16 protein-coding genes are annotated in these 15505 nt (G+C 65.4%); 6 read left to right on the forward strand and 10 right to left on the reverse strand.

The annotated features are described in order from the left end of the window. From DPV74_RS31135 to DPV74_RS31160, 6 genes are all read left to right on the forward strand, one after another. A partial coding sequence (locus tag DPV74_RS31135) for a PP0621 family protein (protein WP_119338580.1) occupies nucleotides 1–226 on the forward strand: 226 nt, incomplete at its 5' end. Beyond that, nucleotides 223–813, forward strand: a complete 591-nt coding sequence (ampD, locus tag DPV74_RS31140) for a 1,6-anhydro-N-acetylmuramyl-L-alanine amidase AmpD (protein WP_021161899.1) — start codon at nucleotides 223–225, stop codon at nucleotides 811–813. The genes DPV74_RS31135 and ampD, both read left to right, overlap by 4 nt. 451 nt (nucleotides 814–1264) lie before the next feature. Continuing rightward, nucleotides 1265–4258, forward strand: a complete 2994-nt coding sequence (locus tag DPV74_RS31145) for a ribonucleoside-diphosphate reductase subunit alpha (protein ID WP_027788430.1) — start codon at nucleotides 1265–1267, stop codon at nucleotides 4256–4258. A gap of 365 nt (nucleotides 4259–4623) precedes the next feature. Continuing rightward, nucleotides 4624–5835 (forward strand): ribonucleotide-diphosphate reductase subunit beta, encoded by a 1212-nt coding sequence (locus DPV74_RS31150; protein WP_014898151.1) that lies wholly within the window; start codon nucleotides 4624–4626, stop codon nucleotides 5833–5835. 83 nt (nucleotides 5836–5918) lie between these two features. Beyond that, a complete protein-coding gene (locus DPV74_RS31155; protein ID WP_080982133.1) occupies nucleotides 5919–6245 on the forward strand; it encodes a hypothetical protein in 327 nt (108 codons plus the stop codon). A 28-nt stretch (nucleotides 6246–6273) separates the two neighbouring features. After that, complete coding sequence (locus DPV74_RS31160) at nucleotides 6274–6942, forward strand: histone H1-like DNA-binding protein (protein ID WP_021161894.1); 669 nt, start codon at nucleotides 6274–6276, stop codon at nucleotides 6940–6942. A gap of 244 nt (nucleotides 6943–7186) precedes the next feature. Here the strand turns inward: DPV74_RS31160 and DPV74_RS31165 are convergent, their stop codons facing one another. From DPV74_RS31165 to DPV74_RS31210, 10 genes are all read right to left on the reverse strand, one after another. Continuing rightward, nucleotides 7187–7660: a glycine zipper 2TM domain-containing protein gene (locus tag DPV74_RS31165; RefSeq protein ID WP_021161893.1), complete on the reverse strand. Its 474-nt coding sequence runs from the start codon at nucleotides 7658–7660 to the stop codon at nucleotides 7187–7189. Between the two features lie 19 nt (nucleotides 7661–7679). Next, nucleotides 7680–8618: a carbohydrate kinase family protein gene (locus tag DPV74_RS31170; protein ID WP_059697874.1), complete on the reverse strand. Its 939-nt coding sequence runs from the start codon at nucleotides 8616–8618 to the stop codon at nucleotides 7680–7682. 85 nt (nucleotides 8619–8703) lie between these two features. Then, the gene (gene tpx, locus DPV74_RS31175) at nucleotides 8704–9207 is read right to left on the reverse strand and encodes a thiol peroxidase (protein WP_027788427.1); all 504 of its coding nucleotides are present in this window, start codon (nucleotides 9205–9207) and stop codon (nucleotides 8704–8706) included. A gap of 73 nt (nucleotides 9208–9280) precedes the next feature. Continuing rightward, nucleotides 9281–10630 carry a zinc-ribbon and DUF3426 domain-containing protein gene (locus DPV74_RS31180; protein WP_119338582.1) on the reverse strand — a complete coding sequence of 450 codons (1350 nt, stop codon included), beginning with the start codon at nucleotides 10628–10630 and terminating at the stop codon, nucleotides 9281–9283. 45 nt (nucleotides 10631–10675) lie between these two features. Beyond that, nucleotides 10676–11578, reverse strand: coding sequence for a 50S ribosomal protein L11 methyltransferase (gene prmA, locus DPV74_RS31185; RefSeq protein WP_021161891.1), 903 nt, complete (start codon nucleotides 11576–11578; stop codon nucleotides 10676–10678). Nucleotides 11579–11580: 2 nt separating this feature from the next. Continuing rightward, nucleotides 11581–12948, reverse strand: coding sequence for an acetyl-CoA carboxylase biotin carboxylase subunit (accC, locus tag DPV74_RS31190; protein ID WP_021161890.1), 1368 nt, complete (start codon nucleotides 12946–12948; stop codon nucleotides 11581–11583). A gap of 84 nt (nucleotides 12949–13032) precedes the next feature. After that, nucleotides 13033–13506, reverse strand: coding sequence for an acetyl-CoA carboxylase biotin carboxyl carrier protein (gene accB, locus DPV74_RS31195; RefSeq protein WP_021161889.1), 474 nt, complete (start codon nucleotides 13504–13506; stop codon nucleotides 13033–13035). Between the two features lie 66 nt (nucleotides 13507–13572). Beyond that, nucleotides 13573–14025, reverse strand: coding sequence for a type II 3-dehydroquinate dehydratase (gene aroQ, locus DPV74_RS31200; protein ID WP_011350880.1), 453 nt, complete (start codon nucleotides 14023–14025; stop codon nucleotides 13573–13575). Nucleotides 14026–14219: 194 nt separating this feature from the next. Beyond that, nucleotides 14220–14771 carry a TlpA disulfide reductase family protein gene (locus DPV74_RS31205; RefSeq protein ID WP_021161888.1) on the reverse strand — a complete coding sequence of 184 codons (552 nt, stop codon included), beginning with the start codon at nucleotides 14769–14771 and terminating at the stop codon, nucleotides 14220–14222. A 7-nt stretch (nucleotides 14772–14778) separates the two neighbouring features. Further along, on the reverse strand, nucleotides 14779–15423 hold the full coding sequence (locus DPV74_RS31210) for a hypothetical protein (protein ID WP_027788425.1): 645 nt from the start codon (nucleotides 15421–15423) through the stop codon (nucleotides 14779–14781). Between the last annotated feature and the right edge of the window lie 82 nt (nucleotides 15424–15505).

Here is a 15505-nt window from a genome sequence, read left to right on the forward strand (position 1 = left end):
CGGCCGCGGCGCCGGTTACGACGGCGCGCCCGGCGCTGGTGGCCCCGGAGCTGCGCGGCCGAACGGCGACGCCGCTCGCTCGCTGCCCGAGCCGATGGTGCGTTGCGCCGAATGCGGCGTGCATGCGCCGAAGGGCGATGCCGTCGTCGCGGGCGGCGAATACTTCTGCAGCACCGAGCACGCGCAGCGCCACGGCGCACGCGCGAGCGGCCACGACGCCCGATGAACGACGCAGCACGACTGTCGGTCGACGCACACGGCTGGGTGCGTGAAGCGCGCCACGCGCCGTCGCCGAATTACGAGGTGCGGCCCGCGGGCGCGGTGCCGACGCTCGTCGTCGTCCACAACATCAGCTTGCCGCCCGGCGAGTTCGGCGGCGACGCGATCGAGGCGCTGTTCCTGAATCGCCTCGACTGCGATGCGCACCCCTATTACCAGAGCCACCTGCGCGGCGTGCGCGTGTCCGCGCACTTCCTGATCCGCCGCAGCGGCGAACTCGTGCAGTTCGTGTCGTGCGACGAGCGCGCGTGGCACGCGGGCTCGTCCGAATTCTTCGGCCGGCCGCGCTGCAACGACTTCTCGATCGGCATCGAGCTCGAGGGCGCGGACGACGTGCCGTTCGACGACGCGCAGTACGCGACGCTCGCCGCACTCTCCCGCGCGCTCGCCGCACGCTACCCGGTCGACGCATTCGCGGGGCACTCGGACGTCGCGCCGGGCCGCAAGACCGACCCGGGCCCGCATTTCGATTGGCAACGCTTCGCGAGCGATGCCGGGTTTTCCGCCGAATACTTTCCTTTCCGTCAGCACTGATCGCGGGGTTTTTTGACCGGAGAAAGTTTTTTCTCCGACCAATGCCTTGTCGTGTCTGCGCGTGAGCGATGTCAAGACCTCCATCGTAAATTATCCGTTTGGACGTCCTCCGAATGTCCACTATACTTGGTGCCAGTTGAGCAGTTCTGCACTAGATATAGTGTGTGTCGCAGGGGAAACCCGAGCGGCACCGGCCGGCGGCCAACGCCGGCGGACAGGGTTCTCAGGGCGGCGCGTCAGGCCGGGCGGTCCGGGCGTCGCGATCAGCGCAGCGAACTTCGACGGGGCAGGGTATACATGACGAAGCACACGACCGGCTCGGTTGTCGCGCATCGACCGAACCGGCTTCCCCGGCGCATCGCTCGCCTCTTACCGCTCGCGCACCGCATTGCGCAGCGTTCGTTTTAATCCGCGGTTCTCTCCGCACCATCCAACACCAGGAGCTTTGCACATGCAAACCACCGACAACGCGACGTCCCAGTACGAGAGCGCCTCGAGCCGTCCGCTCGGCGGGACCGAACAGGGCGCGAAGGCGCTCGCGCCGCAGGCCACGTTCGCCGACTACAAGGTGATCCGCCGCAACGGCAGCGTCGTATCGTTCGAACCTTCGAAGATCGCGATCGCGGTGACCAAGGCTTTCCTGGCCGTCAATGGCGGGCAGGGCGCGGCATCGGCGCGCGTGCGCGAGCAGGTCGAACAGCTGACGCACAACGTCGTGCGCGCGCTCGTGCGCAGCCGCCCGAACGGCGGTACGTTCCATATCGAAGACATCCAGGACCAGGTCGAACTCGCGCTGATGCGCGGCGGCGAGCACAACGTCGCGCGTGCGTACGTGCTGTATCGCGAGAAGCGTCACCTCGAGCGCCAGCATGCGGGCGAGGAAGCGGCGGCAGCGGGCGGCGAGTCGAGCACCGGCATCAACGTCGTCGACAACGGCGTCACGCGTCCGCTCGACCTGAACGCGCTGCGCGCGCTGATCGTGTCGGCATGCGACGGCCTCGGCGCTGCGGTTAACCCTGACCCGATCGTCGCCGAAACGGTGAAGAACCTGTACGACGGCGTGCCGATGAGCCAGGTCTACGACTCGGCGATCCTCGCAGCGCGCACGATGATCGAGAAGGACCCGGCATACAGCCAGGTCACGGCCCGCATCCTGCTGCACACGATCCGTCGCGAGATCCTCGGCGAGGAAGTCGTCCAGGCCGAGATGCCGGCCCGTTACGCGGAATACTTCCCGCAGTTCCTGAAGCGCGGCGTCGACGCCGGCCTGCTCGACGACAAGCTGCTGCAGTTCGACCTGAAGCGCCTCGGCGAAGCGCTCGACGCGAACCGCGACCTGCAGTTCGGCTACCTCGGCCTGCAGACGCTGTACGACCGCTACTTCCTGCACGTCGACGGCACCCGCATCGAAATGCCGCAGGCATTCTTCATGCGCGTCGCGATGGGCCTGTCGCTGAACGAGATCGACCGCGAGACGCGCGCGATCGAGTTCTACAACGTGCTGTCGAGCTTCGACTTCATGAGCTCGACGCCGACGCTGTTCAACTCGGGTACGCACCGCTCGCAGCTGTCGTCGTGCTACCTGACGACGGTCGCGGACGATCTCGACGGCATCTATGAAGCGCTGAAGGAAAACGCACTGCTGTCGAAGTTCGCCGGCGGCCTCGGCAACGACTGGACGCGCGTGCGTGCGCTCGGCTCGCATATCAAGGGCACGAACGGCAAGTCGCAAGGCGTGGTCCCGTTCCTGAAGGTCGTGAACGACACGGCCGTCGCGGTGAACCAGGGCGGCAAGCGCAAGGGCGCGGTCTGCGCGTACCTCGAATCGTGGCACCTCGACATCGAGGAATTCCTCGAGCTGCGCAAGAACACCGGCGACGACCGCCGCCGTACGCACGACATGAACACGGCGAACTGGATTCCCGACCTGTTCATGAAGCGCGTGATGGAAGGCGCCGACTGGACGCTGTTCTCGCCGTCGACCTGCCCGGACCTGCACGACAAGTTCGGCGCCGATTTCGAGAAGGCTTACACGGCTTACGAAGAGAAGGTCGCGCGCGGCGAGATCAAGCTGTTCAAGAAGATCCCGGCGCAGCAACTCTGGCGCAAGATGCTCGGCATGCTGTTCGAGACGGGCCACCCGTGGATCACGTTCAAGGATCCGTGCAACGTGCGCTCGCCGCAGCAGCACGTCGGCGTCGTCCACTCGTCGAACCTGTGCACGGAAATCACGCTGAACACGAGCGACACCGAAATCGCGGTGTGCAACCTCGGCTCGGTGAACCTCGTCGCCCACCTGGTGAAGCAGGCCGACGGCAGCTACGCGCTCGACCACGAGAAGCTGAAGCGCACGATCAGCGTCGCGATGCGCATGCTCGACAACGTGATCGACATCAACTACTACGCGGTGCCGAAGGCGCGTAACTCGAACCTGAAGCACCGTCCGGTCGGCATGGGCATCATGGGCTTCCAGGACTGCCTGCACCTGCTGCGCACGCCGTACGCGTCGGAAGCGGCGGTCGAGTTCGCCGATCGTTCGATGGAAGCGGTCTGCTACTACGCGTACTACGCGTCGACCGAGCTGGCCGAAGAGCGCGGCCGCTACTCGAGCTACCGCGGCTCGCTGTGGGATCGCGGCATCCTCCCGCAGGACACGCTGAAGCTGCTGACGGAAGCGCGCGGCGGCTACGTCGAGGTCGACACGTCGGAGTCGCTCGACTGGACGTCGCTGCGTTCGCGGATCGCCGCACACGGCATGCGCAACTCGAACTGCGTCGCGATCGCGCCGACGGCGACGATCTCGAACATCATCGGCGTGTCGGCCTGTATCGAGCCGACCTTCCAGAACCTGTACGTGAAGTCGAACCTGTCGGGCGAATTCACGGTGGTCAACGAGTACCTCGTCCGCGACCTGAAGGAACGCGGCCTGTGGGACGAAGTGATGGTCGCCGACCTGAAGTACTTCGACGGCATGCTGTCGCGCATCGACCGCATCCCGGCCGACCTGCGCGCGATCTACGCGACCGCGTTCGAAGTCGACCCGACGTGGCTGGTCGAAGCGGCATCGCGTCGCCAGAAGTGGATCGACCAGGCGCAGTCGCTGAACATCTACATGGGCGGCGCGTCGGGCAAGAAGCTCGACGAGGTCTACAAGCTCGCATGGTTGCGCGGCCTGAAGACGACCTACTACCTCCGCACGATGGCGGCGACGCACGTCGAGAAATCGACGGTCGCGCACGGCGCACTGAACGCAGTGCCGACGAGCGGCGGCTCGAGCAGCGGCGGCGCGCAAGGCGCAGCGGGCGGCTTTGGTGCGGCGGGCGGCGATGCGTCGTCGGGCGCGGTCAACGCAGCGCCGGCGCTCGCGCCGGTCGAGGCGGATGGTCCGGTGTGCACGATGCGTCCGGGCGATCCTGGCTTCGACGAATGCGAAGCGTGCCAGTAACGCAGTGCGCCTGACCTGAGAAGCAGGCAAGGGCGGCGCACACGACGACCGATCGAGGTTGAAGTGTGCGCCGCTCTCAACTAAAAAAATGATAAGGAATCTGTAACGCGGCACCTGCGTTGCAGGCAGTGACAAGCGATCGAAACATCCCCGACGACGTCGTGTTTCGATCAGCGTTCGATGCGTCGAGCGCACCTCGCGATACACGCGCGACTCACATCGCGCGCTGCATGAATGACGATGCGTTGCTCAAAGTGTTGTATCGAGGTCGCAACGCGAATCGAAAAAAGGATTTTTCGTGAGCGAACCCTTTTATCGCTCAGGAAAAGATGGTACAAACCGTTCTAAATTGATGGTGAGAATTTATGCTCAACTGGGATGACGAGAAGACTGCCGTAACCCCCGCGAGCGGAGCGCAGCAAAACGCAATGCGCACCTCCGCCGGGATGGCTGTCGGAATGCAGGCTGCAACGCCTGCCGCCCATCAGGTCCGTGACATTTTCGAAGGCGATCTTGCGGTGCCGCCGCAAGCATCGGCTGTTCCCGCCGGCGGTTCGGAAGCGCGGGTCAATGTCGCCGACAAGCGCATCATCAACGGCCAGACTGACGTGAATCAGCTGGTGCCGTTCAAGTACAAGTGGGCGTGGGAAAAGTATCTGGCGGGTTGCGCGAACCACTGGATGCCGCAGGAAATCAACATGTCCCGCGACATCGCACTGTGGAAGGACCCGAACGGTCTGACCGAGGACGAGCGCCGCATCGTGAAGCGCAACCTCGGTTTCTTCGTGACGGCCGATTCGCTCGCGGCGAACAACATCGTGCTCGGCACGTACCGCCACATCACGGCGCCCGAGTGCCGGCAGTTCCTGCTGCGCCAGGCGTTCGAGGAAGCGATCCACACGCACGCGTACCAATATATTGTCGAATCGCTCGGTCTCGACGAAGGCGAGATCTTCAACGCGTACCACGAGGTCACGTCGATCCGCGCGAAGGACGAATTCCTGATCCCGTTCATCCACACGCTGACGGATCCGGCCTTCAAGACCGGCACGCTCGAAGCGGACCAGAAGCTGCTGAAGTCGCTGATCGTGTTCGCCTGCATCATGGAAGGCCTGTTCTTCTATGTCGGGTTCACGCAGATCCTCGCGCTCGGCCGCCAGAACAAGATGACGGGTGCTGCAGAGCAATATCAGTACATCCTGCGCGACGAGTCGATGCACTGCAATTTCGGCATCGACCTGATCAACCAGATCAAGCTCGAGAACCCGCATCTCTGGACCGCGGAATTCCGCGCCGAGATCCGCGAGCTGTTCAAGCAGGCTGTCGAACTCGAATACCGCTACGCCGAAGACACGATGCCGCGCGGCGTGCTGGGTTTGAACGCGTCGATGTTCAAGAGCTACCTGCGCTTCATCAGCAACCGCCGTTGCCAGCAGATCGGCCTCGATCCGCTGTACCCGAACGAGGAAAACCCGTTCCCGTGGATGAGCGAGATGATCGACCTGAAGAAGGAACGCAACTTCTTCGAGACGCGTGTGATCGAGTATCAGACGGGCGGTGCGCTGTCCTGGGAATAACCCGCAGCAGCGAACCCGTCACATGATGTGAGCAGCCGGCGGCCTCTCGGCCCCGGCCCAAGGTTTAGGAGCAAGAACGCCTGATGCAAAGCATGCCCGGTGCCTTAACGGCCCAACGACACGACAGGCACTTTGCGAACCCTTCAGTGGGATGGGCAAACTTCCCTCCGGAAAAAGCGGACGGCCGTGTGGCGGTCCGCTTGATCAAGCGATTAGGGGTAGCGGCGCGAGGTGCGCCGGCTACCGACTTGATTTGGCGCGCGAGGCCGGGTGGTCACGCGCGCCATACCGTATTCATTAGCGTAAGCGCGTGGTATCCGCGTACGCCGATGAATAGCCCGCTTCGAAGCGCACGTCCTGAACAGCGTCCGCGGGAAGCGGGTTTTGACGAAGGGTGTAGTTTGAACTGACTCTCATCTGAACCTGAAGGAGAACAACATGGCTACCGCCAAGAAGAAACCGGCTGCTAAGAAAGTTGCTGCCAAGAAGACCGTTGCGAAGAAGGCTGCTGCTCCGGCGAAGAAGGCTGCTGCAGTGAAGAAGGTTGCTGCGAAGAAGGTCGCGGTGAAGAAGGTTGCCGCGAAGAAGGCAGCACCGGCGAAGAAGGCCGCAGCGAAGAAGGTTGCAGCCAAGAAGGTCGCGGTGAAGAAGGTTGCTGCGAAGAAGGCAGCACCGGCGAAGAAGGCCGCAGCGAAGAAGGTTGCAGCCAAGAAAGTCGCAGTGAAGAAGGTTGCTGCGAAGAAGGCCGCACCGGCGAAGAAGGCTGCTGCGAAGAAGGCCGCACCGGCGAAGAAGGCTGCTGCGAAGAAGGCCGCGCCTGCTAAGAAGGCTGCTGCCAAGAAGGCTGCGCCTGCGAAGAAGGCTGCCGCGAAGAAGGCTGCGCCTGCTGCGAAGAAGGCTGCCGCTGCTCCTGCGAAGAAGGCCGCTGCTCCGGCGAAGAAGGCTGCTGCTCCGGCCAAGAAGGCTGCAGCTCCGAAGAAGGCCGTCGTGAAGAAGGCTGCGCCGGCAACGACCGCGTCGACCGCATCGGTTGCGCCGGCATCGGGCGTGAAGACCGCGCTCAACCCGGCAGCTGCATGGCCGTTCCCGACCGGCAGCCGTCCGTAATCGAGGCTGACCCGTACCACCCGGACACTCACATGGTGTCCGTGGGTTGAGTAGCGCTACTCAATCAGTCCCGCCATCTGGCTCAGGTGGCGGGATTTTTTTCGTCCGTGTTTGTCGATGTGCCTGGGAGCCTGTGTGCCGGCTGCCCGTATGCGGGCCGCGGCGAGTACGGACGAAAAAAAAACGCATGTGCAGCTTCGCACATGCGTTCGACCGCGGCTTGCGCCGCGAGCTGAGGTACCTGTTAGTGCGTGACGCGCGTGACGCCGCCGCTCGACAGCAGTCGCACCCGTTCGCCGGCGCGGAACGCTTCGCCGCTTGCTGCCTGCGTGATCGAGCGCAGATCGCCGTTGTCGAGGCGCACGGTGATTTCGACACCGTTCGCCGTGCTGAGGTTTTCGCCGACCGCGTTGCCCGCGACCGCACCGACGAGACCGCCCGCGATCGCGGTCAGGATCGATCCCTTGCCGCCGCCGATCGCGCTGCCTGCCACCGCACCGAGTGCGCCGCCGCCGAGCGTGCCGATCGCACTGCCGCCGCCGTCGGACTGGATGCGCACTGCACGGACGCTTTCGACCGTGCCCATGCGAACCGTCTGTTCGCGCTGCGCCTGGCCGACGCTATAGACATCCGCCGAGCCCGGCGCGGTGAAGCAACCGGTGAGCGTCAGCGAGGCCGTCAGCATGGCCGCGAGCGTGAGGGTCTTTTTCGTCAACATCTTTGCTCTCCCACAATATTCATTTGAGACTGTAACCGAATGCAGTCTCGAAGCGCGCGTCGATCTCGGCGCGCGTCAGTACGTAAGTCTGGGGCCCCTGGTGGGCGATCTTGATCGAGCCCATCAGGCTCGCGAGGCGGCCCGTGGTCGCCCAGTCGAGGCCATGCTCGATGCCGTACAGCAGGCCGCCCCGGAAGGCGTCGCCGCAGCCGGTCGGATCGGCGACGTGCTCGGCCGGTACGACTGGAATCTGCTCCGCACCCTGCTTGTGGCGGATGGTCGCGCCGTGCTCGCCACGCGTAATGACGAGGGCGTCGACCCGGCTGGCGATTTCATCTTCGGACCATCCCGTCTTGTCGCTCACCAGCTTGGCCTCGTAGTCGTTGACCGCTACATAGGTCGCAAGTTCAATGCTGCGGCGCAGCGTCGCACCGTCGAACAGCGGCAGGCCCTGGCCCGGATCGAACACGAACGGCACACCGGCCTTGGCGAGCTCTTCCACGTGCTGCACCATCCCGTCGAAGCCGTCAGGGCCGACGATCGCGAGCTTGATGTCCGGCGCGTCGCCCGCGTGGTTAAGGTGCGACTGCATCATCGCGCCCGGGTGGAACGCCGCGATCTGGTTGTTGTCGAGATCGGTCGTGATCATCGCCTGCGCCGTATAGGTATCGGGCAGCACGCGAACGTGGTCGCGGCGCAGGCCGAGCTGGTCGAGCCGGTCGAGATACGGCTGCGCGTCGAGCGCGCCCACCGTTCCCATCATGCGTGCATCGCCGCCGAGCAGGTGCAGCGCGTACGCGATGTTGCCCGCGCAGCCGCCGAATTCGCGGCGCATCGTCGGCACCAGGAAGCTCAGGTTGATGAGGTGCACCTGGTCGGGCAGGATGTGCTCGCGGAACCGCCCTTCGAAGGTCATGATGGAGTCGTAGGCGATCGAGCCGCAAATCAACGTAGCCAAGGTGTGCGTTCCTGTAGAAATGAGGGACCCTGCGCGACAACGCCGCGCGAAAGGCGCGGCGCGGCAGGGGAAAGCGGAAGAAAGCTTACTTCAGTGCGGCGAGCGCTGCATCGTAGTTCGGCTCGTCCTTGATTTCGCTGACGAGTTCCGAGTGGATCACCTTGTCCTGCGCGTCGAGCACGACGACCGCACGGGCGGTCAGGCCGTTCAGCGGGCCGCTCGTCACGTCGACGCCGTATGCGTTCGCGAATGCGCGGCCGGTGCGGAACGTCGAAGCCGTCACGACGTTCTCGAGGCCTTCGGTCGTGCAGAAGCGCGTCGCGGCAAACGGCAGGTCGGCCGACACGACGACGACAACCGTGTTGTCGAGCGACGATGCGGCTTCGTTGAACTTGCGGGTCGACGTCGCGCAGGTCGGCGTGTCGAGGCTCGGTACGATGTTCAGCACCTTGCGCTTGCCGGCGAAGCTGGCGAGCGACAGGTCGGCGAGATCCTTGCCGACCAGCTTGAAATCGGCGCCTTGCGCGCCGACGGCCGGGAACGTGCCGGCGAGATCGATCGGGTTGCCACCCAGCGTAACTTTGCTCATGTTCGTGCTCCGAATGAGCGCGCCGCTCGGGCGCGCGGGTTGAGACGGGCGCGCATGCGCGCGCCGCGGTGCGTCACGGATAGAAGATCTGGACGCGGAAATTCGAGGCGGGCGTGCCGTTCGTTTCGAGGCGGACGACCATCGTCTGCGTCGTGCCGGGCGGCAACCCGGCGTCGATCGGCGTGCCCGGGCGCACGTAGTCGCGCGGCGCGAGTACGCGGCGCACGGTCACGTGGTTGGTGTCGTCCAGCAGCGTCAGTTCGAGCGACGGGTAGGCGAGCGCGACGCGGTAGCGGTTCGTCAGCGGTACCTTCAGCTCGAGCTCGCGCGGGCCGTCGAGCTGGCGCAGGTCGGTCGCGTCGAGCCGCAGGCCGTCGATCGCGCGCGGCGGCGCGACCGTGCAGCCGAGCGGCGCGCAGGCCTGCCGGAACCAGCCCTGCGTGACCGGCCAGTGGATCATCAGCGTTTCGCGTTGCCACCACGCGAGTTGCGCGACGAGCAGCACGGCCAGCACGGCGGCGACGAGGCCGCCGAAAAAGCCGCCGAGCATTCCGCGCCGCTGCGGGGCGCGCGTCTCGCGCGTGACGGCGAAGTGAGGACGATCGTCGTCGGTCAGCGCAGCGGGGAACGGTGCGGCCGGCGCGCTGGCGGCCGCGGCTGGCTTCTCTTCGTGCGGTGCCTTTGCGCCGGTACCGGTGTCGGGTTCGGATCCGGCTGTTGCGATGGCCGGTGCCGGTGCAAATGCAAAACGCGGTTCGCGCGGCGCGCGTTCGTCGTCCGGCACGGCGAAGTGTGCGGTGCCAACGGGTTCGGCGGCATCGTGAGCGGTATCTGCGTCCGACGGACGGTGTGCGACGAAGCGTGGCTCACGCGGGTCGCGCTCGACGGGCGCGGCCGATGGTTCGGTATCCCGCGGCGTTTGCGTCTGCAGCGATTCGGCTGGTTGCGCGACGGCAGCGGAAGTGTCCAGCTCGGCCGGGGAGGGGGCGAACGGCGCGGGCGCACCCGACAAGTGAACGACGCCGGCGTCGGTGGACGGAAGGGCGAGCGGAATCAGCGGCTCGGTGCGCACGGTCTGCACGTTGTGTTGCAGCGACGGGTCGACGCCGGCGTCGAGCCACGGCGCCCACATGTCCCAGCCTTCCGGCTTGTAATCGGTGTCGGAAGATGCCCCGGCCGGCGCATCGGTAGTGAACAGCCGGGCCGGCGGGGCCGGATGGTGCGCGTTGCCTTCGTCCGGCGCGGCAGCCGGTTCGGTCAGGACCGGCTCGGGCTGCTGCGCGTGCTCGGGAACGAGCGACTCGGATGCGTTGAAGACTTCGTGGCAATGCCCGCAGCGCACGAGCCCTTGATGCAGCGAGAGCTGTTCCTGCTGCAGCCGGAAGACGGTTTCGCAATGAGGGCAGCGCGTCGCAAGAAGCATGTCGAGCCGGGCGGCCTGCTGGCCAGAGTGAAGGACAGCGCTATTCTAATGGCTTTCGCGCCGGGTTCCGGCGAGGCATACCCAACCTTCGTGTTCACGCCAGACCGAGATGTCGACGTAGCGCGCGTAGACGGCCGCGACTTCGTCCGCCTGGCGCGCGAGCACGCCCGACAGCGCGATGCGCCCGCCCGGCTTGACCTTCGATGCGAGCATCGACGCCATCAGCTTCAGCGGATTCGACAGGATGTTCGCGACGACGATGTCGAATTCGCCGTCCGGGCACGCATCGGGCAGCCCGTACGTGACTTCCGCACGGTTGCGTTCGCTGTTCTGCCGTGCCGATTCGACGGCTTGCGGATCGATGTCGATGCCGATGACGGGGTTCGCCCCGCATTTCTTCGCGAGGATCGCGAGAATGCCCGAGCCGCAACCGTAGTCGAGCACCGATTGGCCGGGTTTCACCGACTGCTCGAGCCATTCCATGCACAGGCGCGTGGTCGGGTGGCTGCCGGTGCCGAACGCGAGGCCCGGATCGAGTTCGAGGACGAGCGCATCGGGATCGGGCGCATCGTGCCACGACGGCACGACCCAGATCCGCTCGCCGATCGGGATCGGCTCGAACTGCGATTGCGTGAGTCGCACCCAGTCCTGTTCCTCGACTTCGCGGACGACGAACGTCGGCGTTTCGGCGATGCCGATCTCGTTGGCAGCCGCGGCGAGCAGCACGGCCGGCTCATGCTCGGCCGCGAGCAGCGCGACCACGCGCGAGTGCTGCCACGCGGTGCGGTCGGGCACGAGGCCCGGCTCGCCGAAGAGCGGCTGTTCGTCGGGCGTGTCGGCGTCGGCGTCTTCCACGGACACCGACAGCGCGCCGAGTTCGAGCAGCGCGTCGGACAGTGCCTCCGCGTGCTCACGGGCCAGTTCGACGACGAGTTCGCGATAGCTCATGCTTACGCTTCTTCCGGTGCGACCTGCTGCTTCTGGGCGAGCCGGTTTTCGAGGTAGTGGATGCTGGTGCCGCCTTCGACGAACTTCGAATCGATCATCAGCTCGCGGTGCAGCGGGATGTTGGTCTGGATGCCTTCGACGACCATTTCGGACAGCGCGATGCGCATCCGGCTGATCGCCTGCTCGCGCGTCGCGCCGTAGGTGATCAGCTTGCCGATCATCGAATCATAGTTCGGCGGCACGAAATAGCCATTGTAGGCGTGCGAATCGACGCGCACGCCGGGGCCGCCCGGCGTATGCCACGACGTGATCCGGCCCGGCGACGGCGTGAACTTGAACGGATCTTCGGCGTTGATCCGGCATTCGATCGCATGTCCGCGGAACTGGATGTCGCGCTGGCGCAGCGTGAGCTTCTCGCCGGCCGCGATGCGGATCTGTTCCTGCACGATGTCGACGCCCGTGATCAGCTCCGAAACCGGATGCTCGACCTGCACGCGCGTGTTCATCTCGATGAAGTAGAACTCGCCGTTTTCGTACAGGAATTCGAACGTGCCCGCGCCGAGATAGCCCATCTTCTTGCAGGCGTCCGCGCAGCGGTCGCCGATGCGGTCGATCAGGCGGCGCGGAATGCCGGGCGCCGGCGCTTCCTCGATCACCTTCTGGTGGCGGCGCTGCATCGAGCAATCGCGTTCGCCGAGCCAGATCGCGTTCTTGTACGCGTCGGACAGCACCTGGATTTCGATGTGGCGCGGGTTCTCGAGGAACTTCTCCATGTACACCTGCGGGTTGCCGAACGCACGGCCGGCTTCCTCGCGGGTCATGTTGACCGCGTTGACGAGCGCGGCCTCGGTGTGCACGACGCGCATCCCGCGCCCGCCACCGCCGCCCGCCGCCTTGATGATGACCGGATAGCCGATCGCGCGCGCAATCTTGACGATCTCCTTCGGATCGTCCGGCAACGCGCCTTCCGAGCCCGGCACGCACGGCACGCCGGTCTTGATCATCGTCTGCTTCGCGGTGACCTTGTCACCCATCATGCGGATCGTTTCCGGGCGCGGGCCGATGAACGTGAAGCCCGACTGCTCGACGCGTTCCGCGAAATCGGCGTTCTCCGACAGGAAGCCGTAGCCGGGGTGGATCGCTTCGGCGTCGGTGACTTCCGCGGCGCTGATCAGCGCCGGCATGTTCAGGTAGCTCAGGTTCGACGGGGCCGGGCCGATACAGACGGCTTCGTCCGCGAGGCGCACGTACTTGGCTTCCTTGTCGGCTTCCGAGTAGACGACCACCGTCTTGACGCCGAGCTCGCGGCACGCACGCTGGATGCGCAGCGCGATTTCACCGCGGTTGGCAATGAGGATTTTTTCAAACATAGCGAGTATTCGTCTCTTCGAGGGGCGCGCGAACGGCGCCTGGCGAGCATCGGCGGAGCGCGGCCCGCAGGCCGCGCGGCGGACTTAGCCGATCACGAAAAGCGGCTGGCCGTATTCGACGGCCTGGCCGTTCTCGACGAGGATTTCCTTGATCACGCCGGCCTTGTCCGACTCGATCTCGTTGAGCAGCTTCATCGCTTCGATGATGCAGATCGTCTGGCCTTCCTTGACCGTGTCGCCCACCTGGACGAACGGGTCCGCGCCCGGCGACGGCGCGCGATAGAACGTGCCGACCATCGGCGACGTCACGACGTGGCCCTGCGGGGCGGCCGGTGCGGCAGCGCCGCCAGCGGCCGGCGCGGCAGCGCCTTCGGTCGGCAGCGCGACCGACGGAGCGGGCGCGCTGACTTGCGGGGCATACCCAGCCGTCGGCTGTACGTAGACCGGCGGCGCGTTCTTGACGATGCGCACCTTGCCTTCGCCTTCCGTCACTTCCAGCTCGGAGATGCCGGATTCGGAAACGAGGTCGATCAGAGTTTTCAGCTTACGAAGATCCATCGGGAATTCCCCTTTCAATACGTGAAAGCGCCGGTTAGGGGCCGGCGCTGAATCTAGATCGCGAATTCAGCCGCGCGACGTGCCTTGCAGCTTGTCCAGCGCGTACTCGAGCGCGTACAGATAACCTTTCCAGCCGAGCCCGCAGATCACGCCTTCGGCCTGGTCGGAAAAGTAGGAGTGGTGCCTGAACGCTTCGCGGCGATGCACGTTCGACAGGTGAACCTCGACGAACGGGATGCCAACGCCGGCGATCGCGTCCCGGATCGCGACGCTCGTGTGCGTATACGCGGCCGGATTGATCAGGATGAAATCGGTCTGTTCCTCCCGCGCGGCCTGGATGCGGTCGACCAGCGCGCCTTCATGGTTGCTCTGGAACGACGACAGTTCGGCGCCGGCTTCCCGGGCGCGCGCGGCAAGCGCCTGATCGATCTGTGCGAGCGTGACGCGGCCGTACACCTCCGGTTCCCGGGTGCCGAGAAGGTTCAGGTTGGGGCCGTGCAGCACCAGCAATCGTGTCATGGTCGCTTCTATTTCTGCGGAATTGCGCGAACTTTAGCGCTATTTAGAGAAATTTGTCTAGTTTTGCCGAACGGCCGAGCGCGCGGGACCTGCAAGAATTACCGGCGCGCATGCAAAGTATCGGCGAATTCACGCGAAATTGCGGCGATCGACGGGCAAATCGCCGACAACGTCCGGGCTGCCGTTCGGACAGGTTACAGCGCGTCGAGCGTCTTTTTCAGCTCGGCCGGCTGGATTTGTCCCAATTTTGTCTCGCGAATCTTGCCGGTTTGGTCGATGACGACCGTAAACGGCAACGCGCCGGCGGTATTCCCGAAATTGCGGGCCAGATCGGCGCCCGCATAGCCGCTGACGAAGACGGGATAGTCGACCTTCACCTTCTGCAGAAAGTTCTTCACGTTCTGTTCGGAATCGACGCCGATCCCGATGAAACGGATGCCCTTCTGTTTGTATTGGTGCGACAGCGCGACGAGCTCCGGCATCTCCTCGACGCACGGGCCGCACCATGACGCCCAGAAATTGACGACGACCTTCTGGCCCTTGAAGGCGGACAGCGTGGCCGGCTTGCCGTCGACACCCGTCAGGGAGGCCGCCCACAACTGTTCGACCGGGCTGCCCTGTGCGGCGGGCGCGGCGACGGCGACCCCGTCATCGGCGGTGCCGCGGAACCAATGGCCGGCGGCGAGCCCGCCGGCAACGGCGGCGGCCGCGACGACCGCGAGCGCCAACATGCGTTTCATCATCATCGTTAAATCATTCCGGTTCGGAAGGGGCCTTGCCTGCTTCGACGAGCGCGCGCAGCGCGGCGGCATCCGCACGGGCGACCCGGCCGCGCGCGTCGGCCTTGACCGCGCCGCGCAGGTCGTCGCTCGCATAGAGCGCGAGATGGATGCCGATCGCATCCACGTCGCGCCGCGGGCGCCACAGGAAACTGAGCGTCTCGACGTCGGCGCGGCCCGCGAAATGCCGCGTCTCGGACACGTCGTACTGGACGTTCTGGTTCAGCAGGTAGATCGCGACGTCCTTCGGGTTGTCGGTGAATGCCTGCAAATGGATATCCGAATGCGCGTTCGCGGTGCCGTTCAGCACGGCACCCGTCACATAAGGATGGAACTCGGCGAGCCGGCGCATCCAGTCGAGCGCGACTTCGCGCAGGCGGCGCAGTTCGTCCGGCTGCGTGTCGCTCTGGAACAGCGCGAGATATTCGCGCAGTTCTTCCTCGATCTGGTCGTTATCCGGCAGCCATTCGCCTGCAACGCGCGAGTCGCCCAGCAACTGGCGCGCGGCCTTGCGTTTTGCGCCGGCATAGTCGAGGCCGTCCTCCGCGATCAGGCGGGCGGCGGACTGGGCAATTTCCTCGCGGAGGCGCCGCGGGTCGACAAGAGGTTTGCGAGACATGATCCGGCAATCATACTCGATCGCCGCGGCGCCCGAGCGCGGGTGCGGCGGCCTGCCGCCCGGCGTGCCGGCGCCGCTCGCG

The organism is Burkholderia sp. HAN2018 (assembly GCF_024704855.1).
Classification (GTDB): domain Bacteria; phylum Pseudomonadota; class Gammaproteobacteria; order Burkholderiales; family Burkholderiaceae; genus Burkholderia; species Burkholderia cepacia.

Coding starts and splice junctions, on each gene's coding strand:
- ampD (WP_021161899.1), top strand. CDS start 223: ATGAACGACGCAGCACGACTGTCGGTCGACGCACACGGCTGGGTGCGT.
- DPV74_RS31145 (WP_027788430.1), top strand. CDS start 1,265: ATGCAAACCACCGACAACGCGACGTCCCAGTACGAGAGCGCCTCGAGC.
- DPV74_RS31150 (WP_014898151.1), top strand. CDS start 4,624: ATGCTCAACTGGGATGACGAGAAGACTGCCGTAACCCCCGCGAGCGGA.
- DPV74_RS31155 (WP_080982133.1), top strand. CDS start 5,919: ATGCAAAGCATGCCCGGTGCCTTAACGGCCCAACGACACGACAGGCAC.
- DPV74_RS31160 (WP_021161894.1), top strand. CDS start 6,274: ATGGCTACCGCCAAGAAGAAACCGGCTGCTAAGAAAGTTGCTGCCAAG.
- DPV74_RS31165 (WP_021161893.1), bottom strand. CDS start 7,660: ATGTTGACGAAAAAGACCCTCACGCTCGCGGCCATGCTGACGGCCTCG.
- tpx (WP_027788427.1), bottom strand. CDS start 9,207: ATGAGCAAAGTTACGCTGGGTGGCAACCCGATCGATCTCGCCGGCACG.
- DPV74_RS31180 (WP_119338582.1), bottom strand. CDS start 10,630: ATGCTTCTTGCGACGCGCTGCCCTCATTGCGAAACCGTCTTCCGGCTG.
- prmA (WP_021161891.1), bottom strand. CDS start 11,578: ATGAGCTATCGCGAACTCGTCGTCGAACTGGCCCGTGAGCACGCGGAG.
- accC (WP_021161890.1), bottom strand. CDS start 12,948: ATGTTTGAAAAAATCCTCATTGCCAACCGCGGTGAAATCGCGCTGCGC.
- accB (WP_021161889.1), bottom strand. CDS start 13,506: ATGGATCTTCGTAAGCTGAAAACTCTGATCGACCTCGTTTCCGAATCC.
- aroQ (WP_011350880.1), bottom strand. CDS start 14,025: ATGACACGATTGCTGGTGCTGCACGGCCCCAACCTGAACCTTCTCGGC.
- DPV74_RS31205 (WP_021161888.1), bottom strand. CDS start 14,771: ATGATGATGAAACGCATGTTGGCGCTCGCGGTCGTCGCGGCCGCCGCC.
- DPV74_RS31210 (WP_027788425.1), bottom strand. CDS start 15,423: ATGTCTCGCAAACCTCTTGTCGACCCGCGGCGCCTCCGCGAGGAAATT.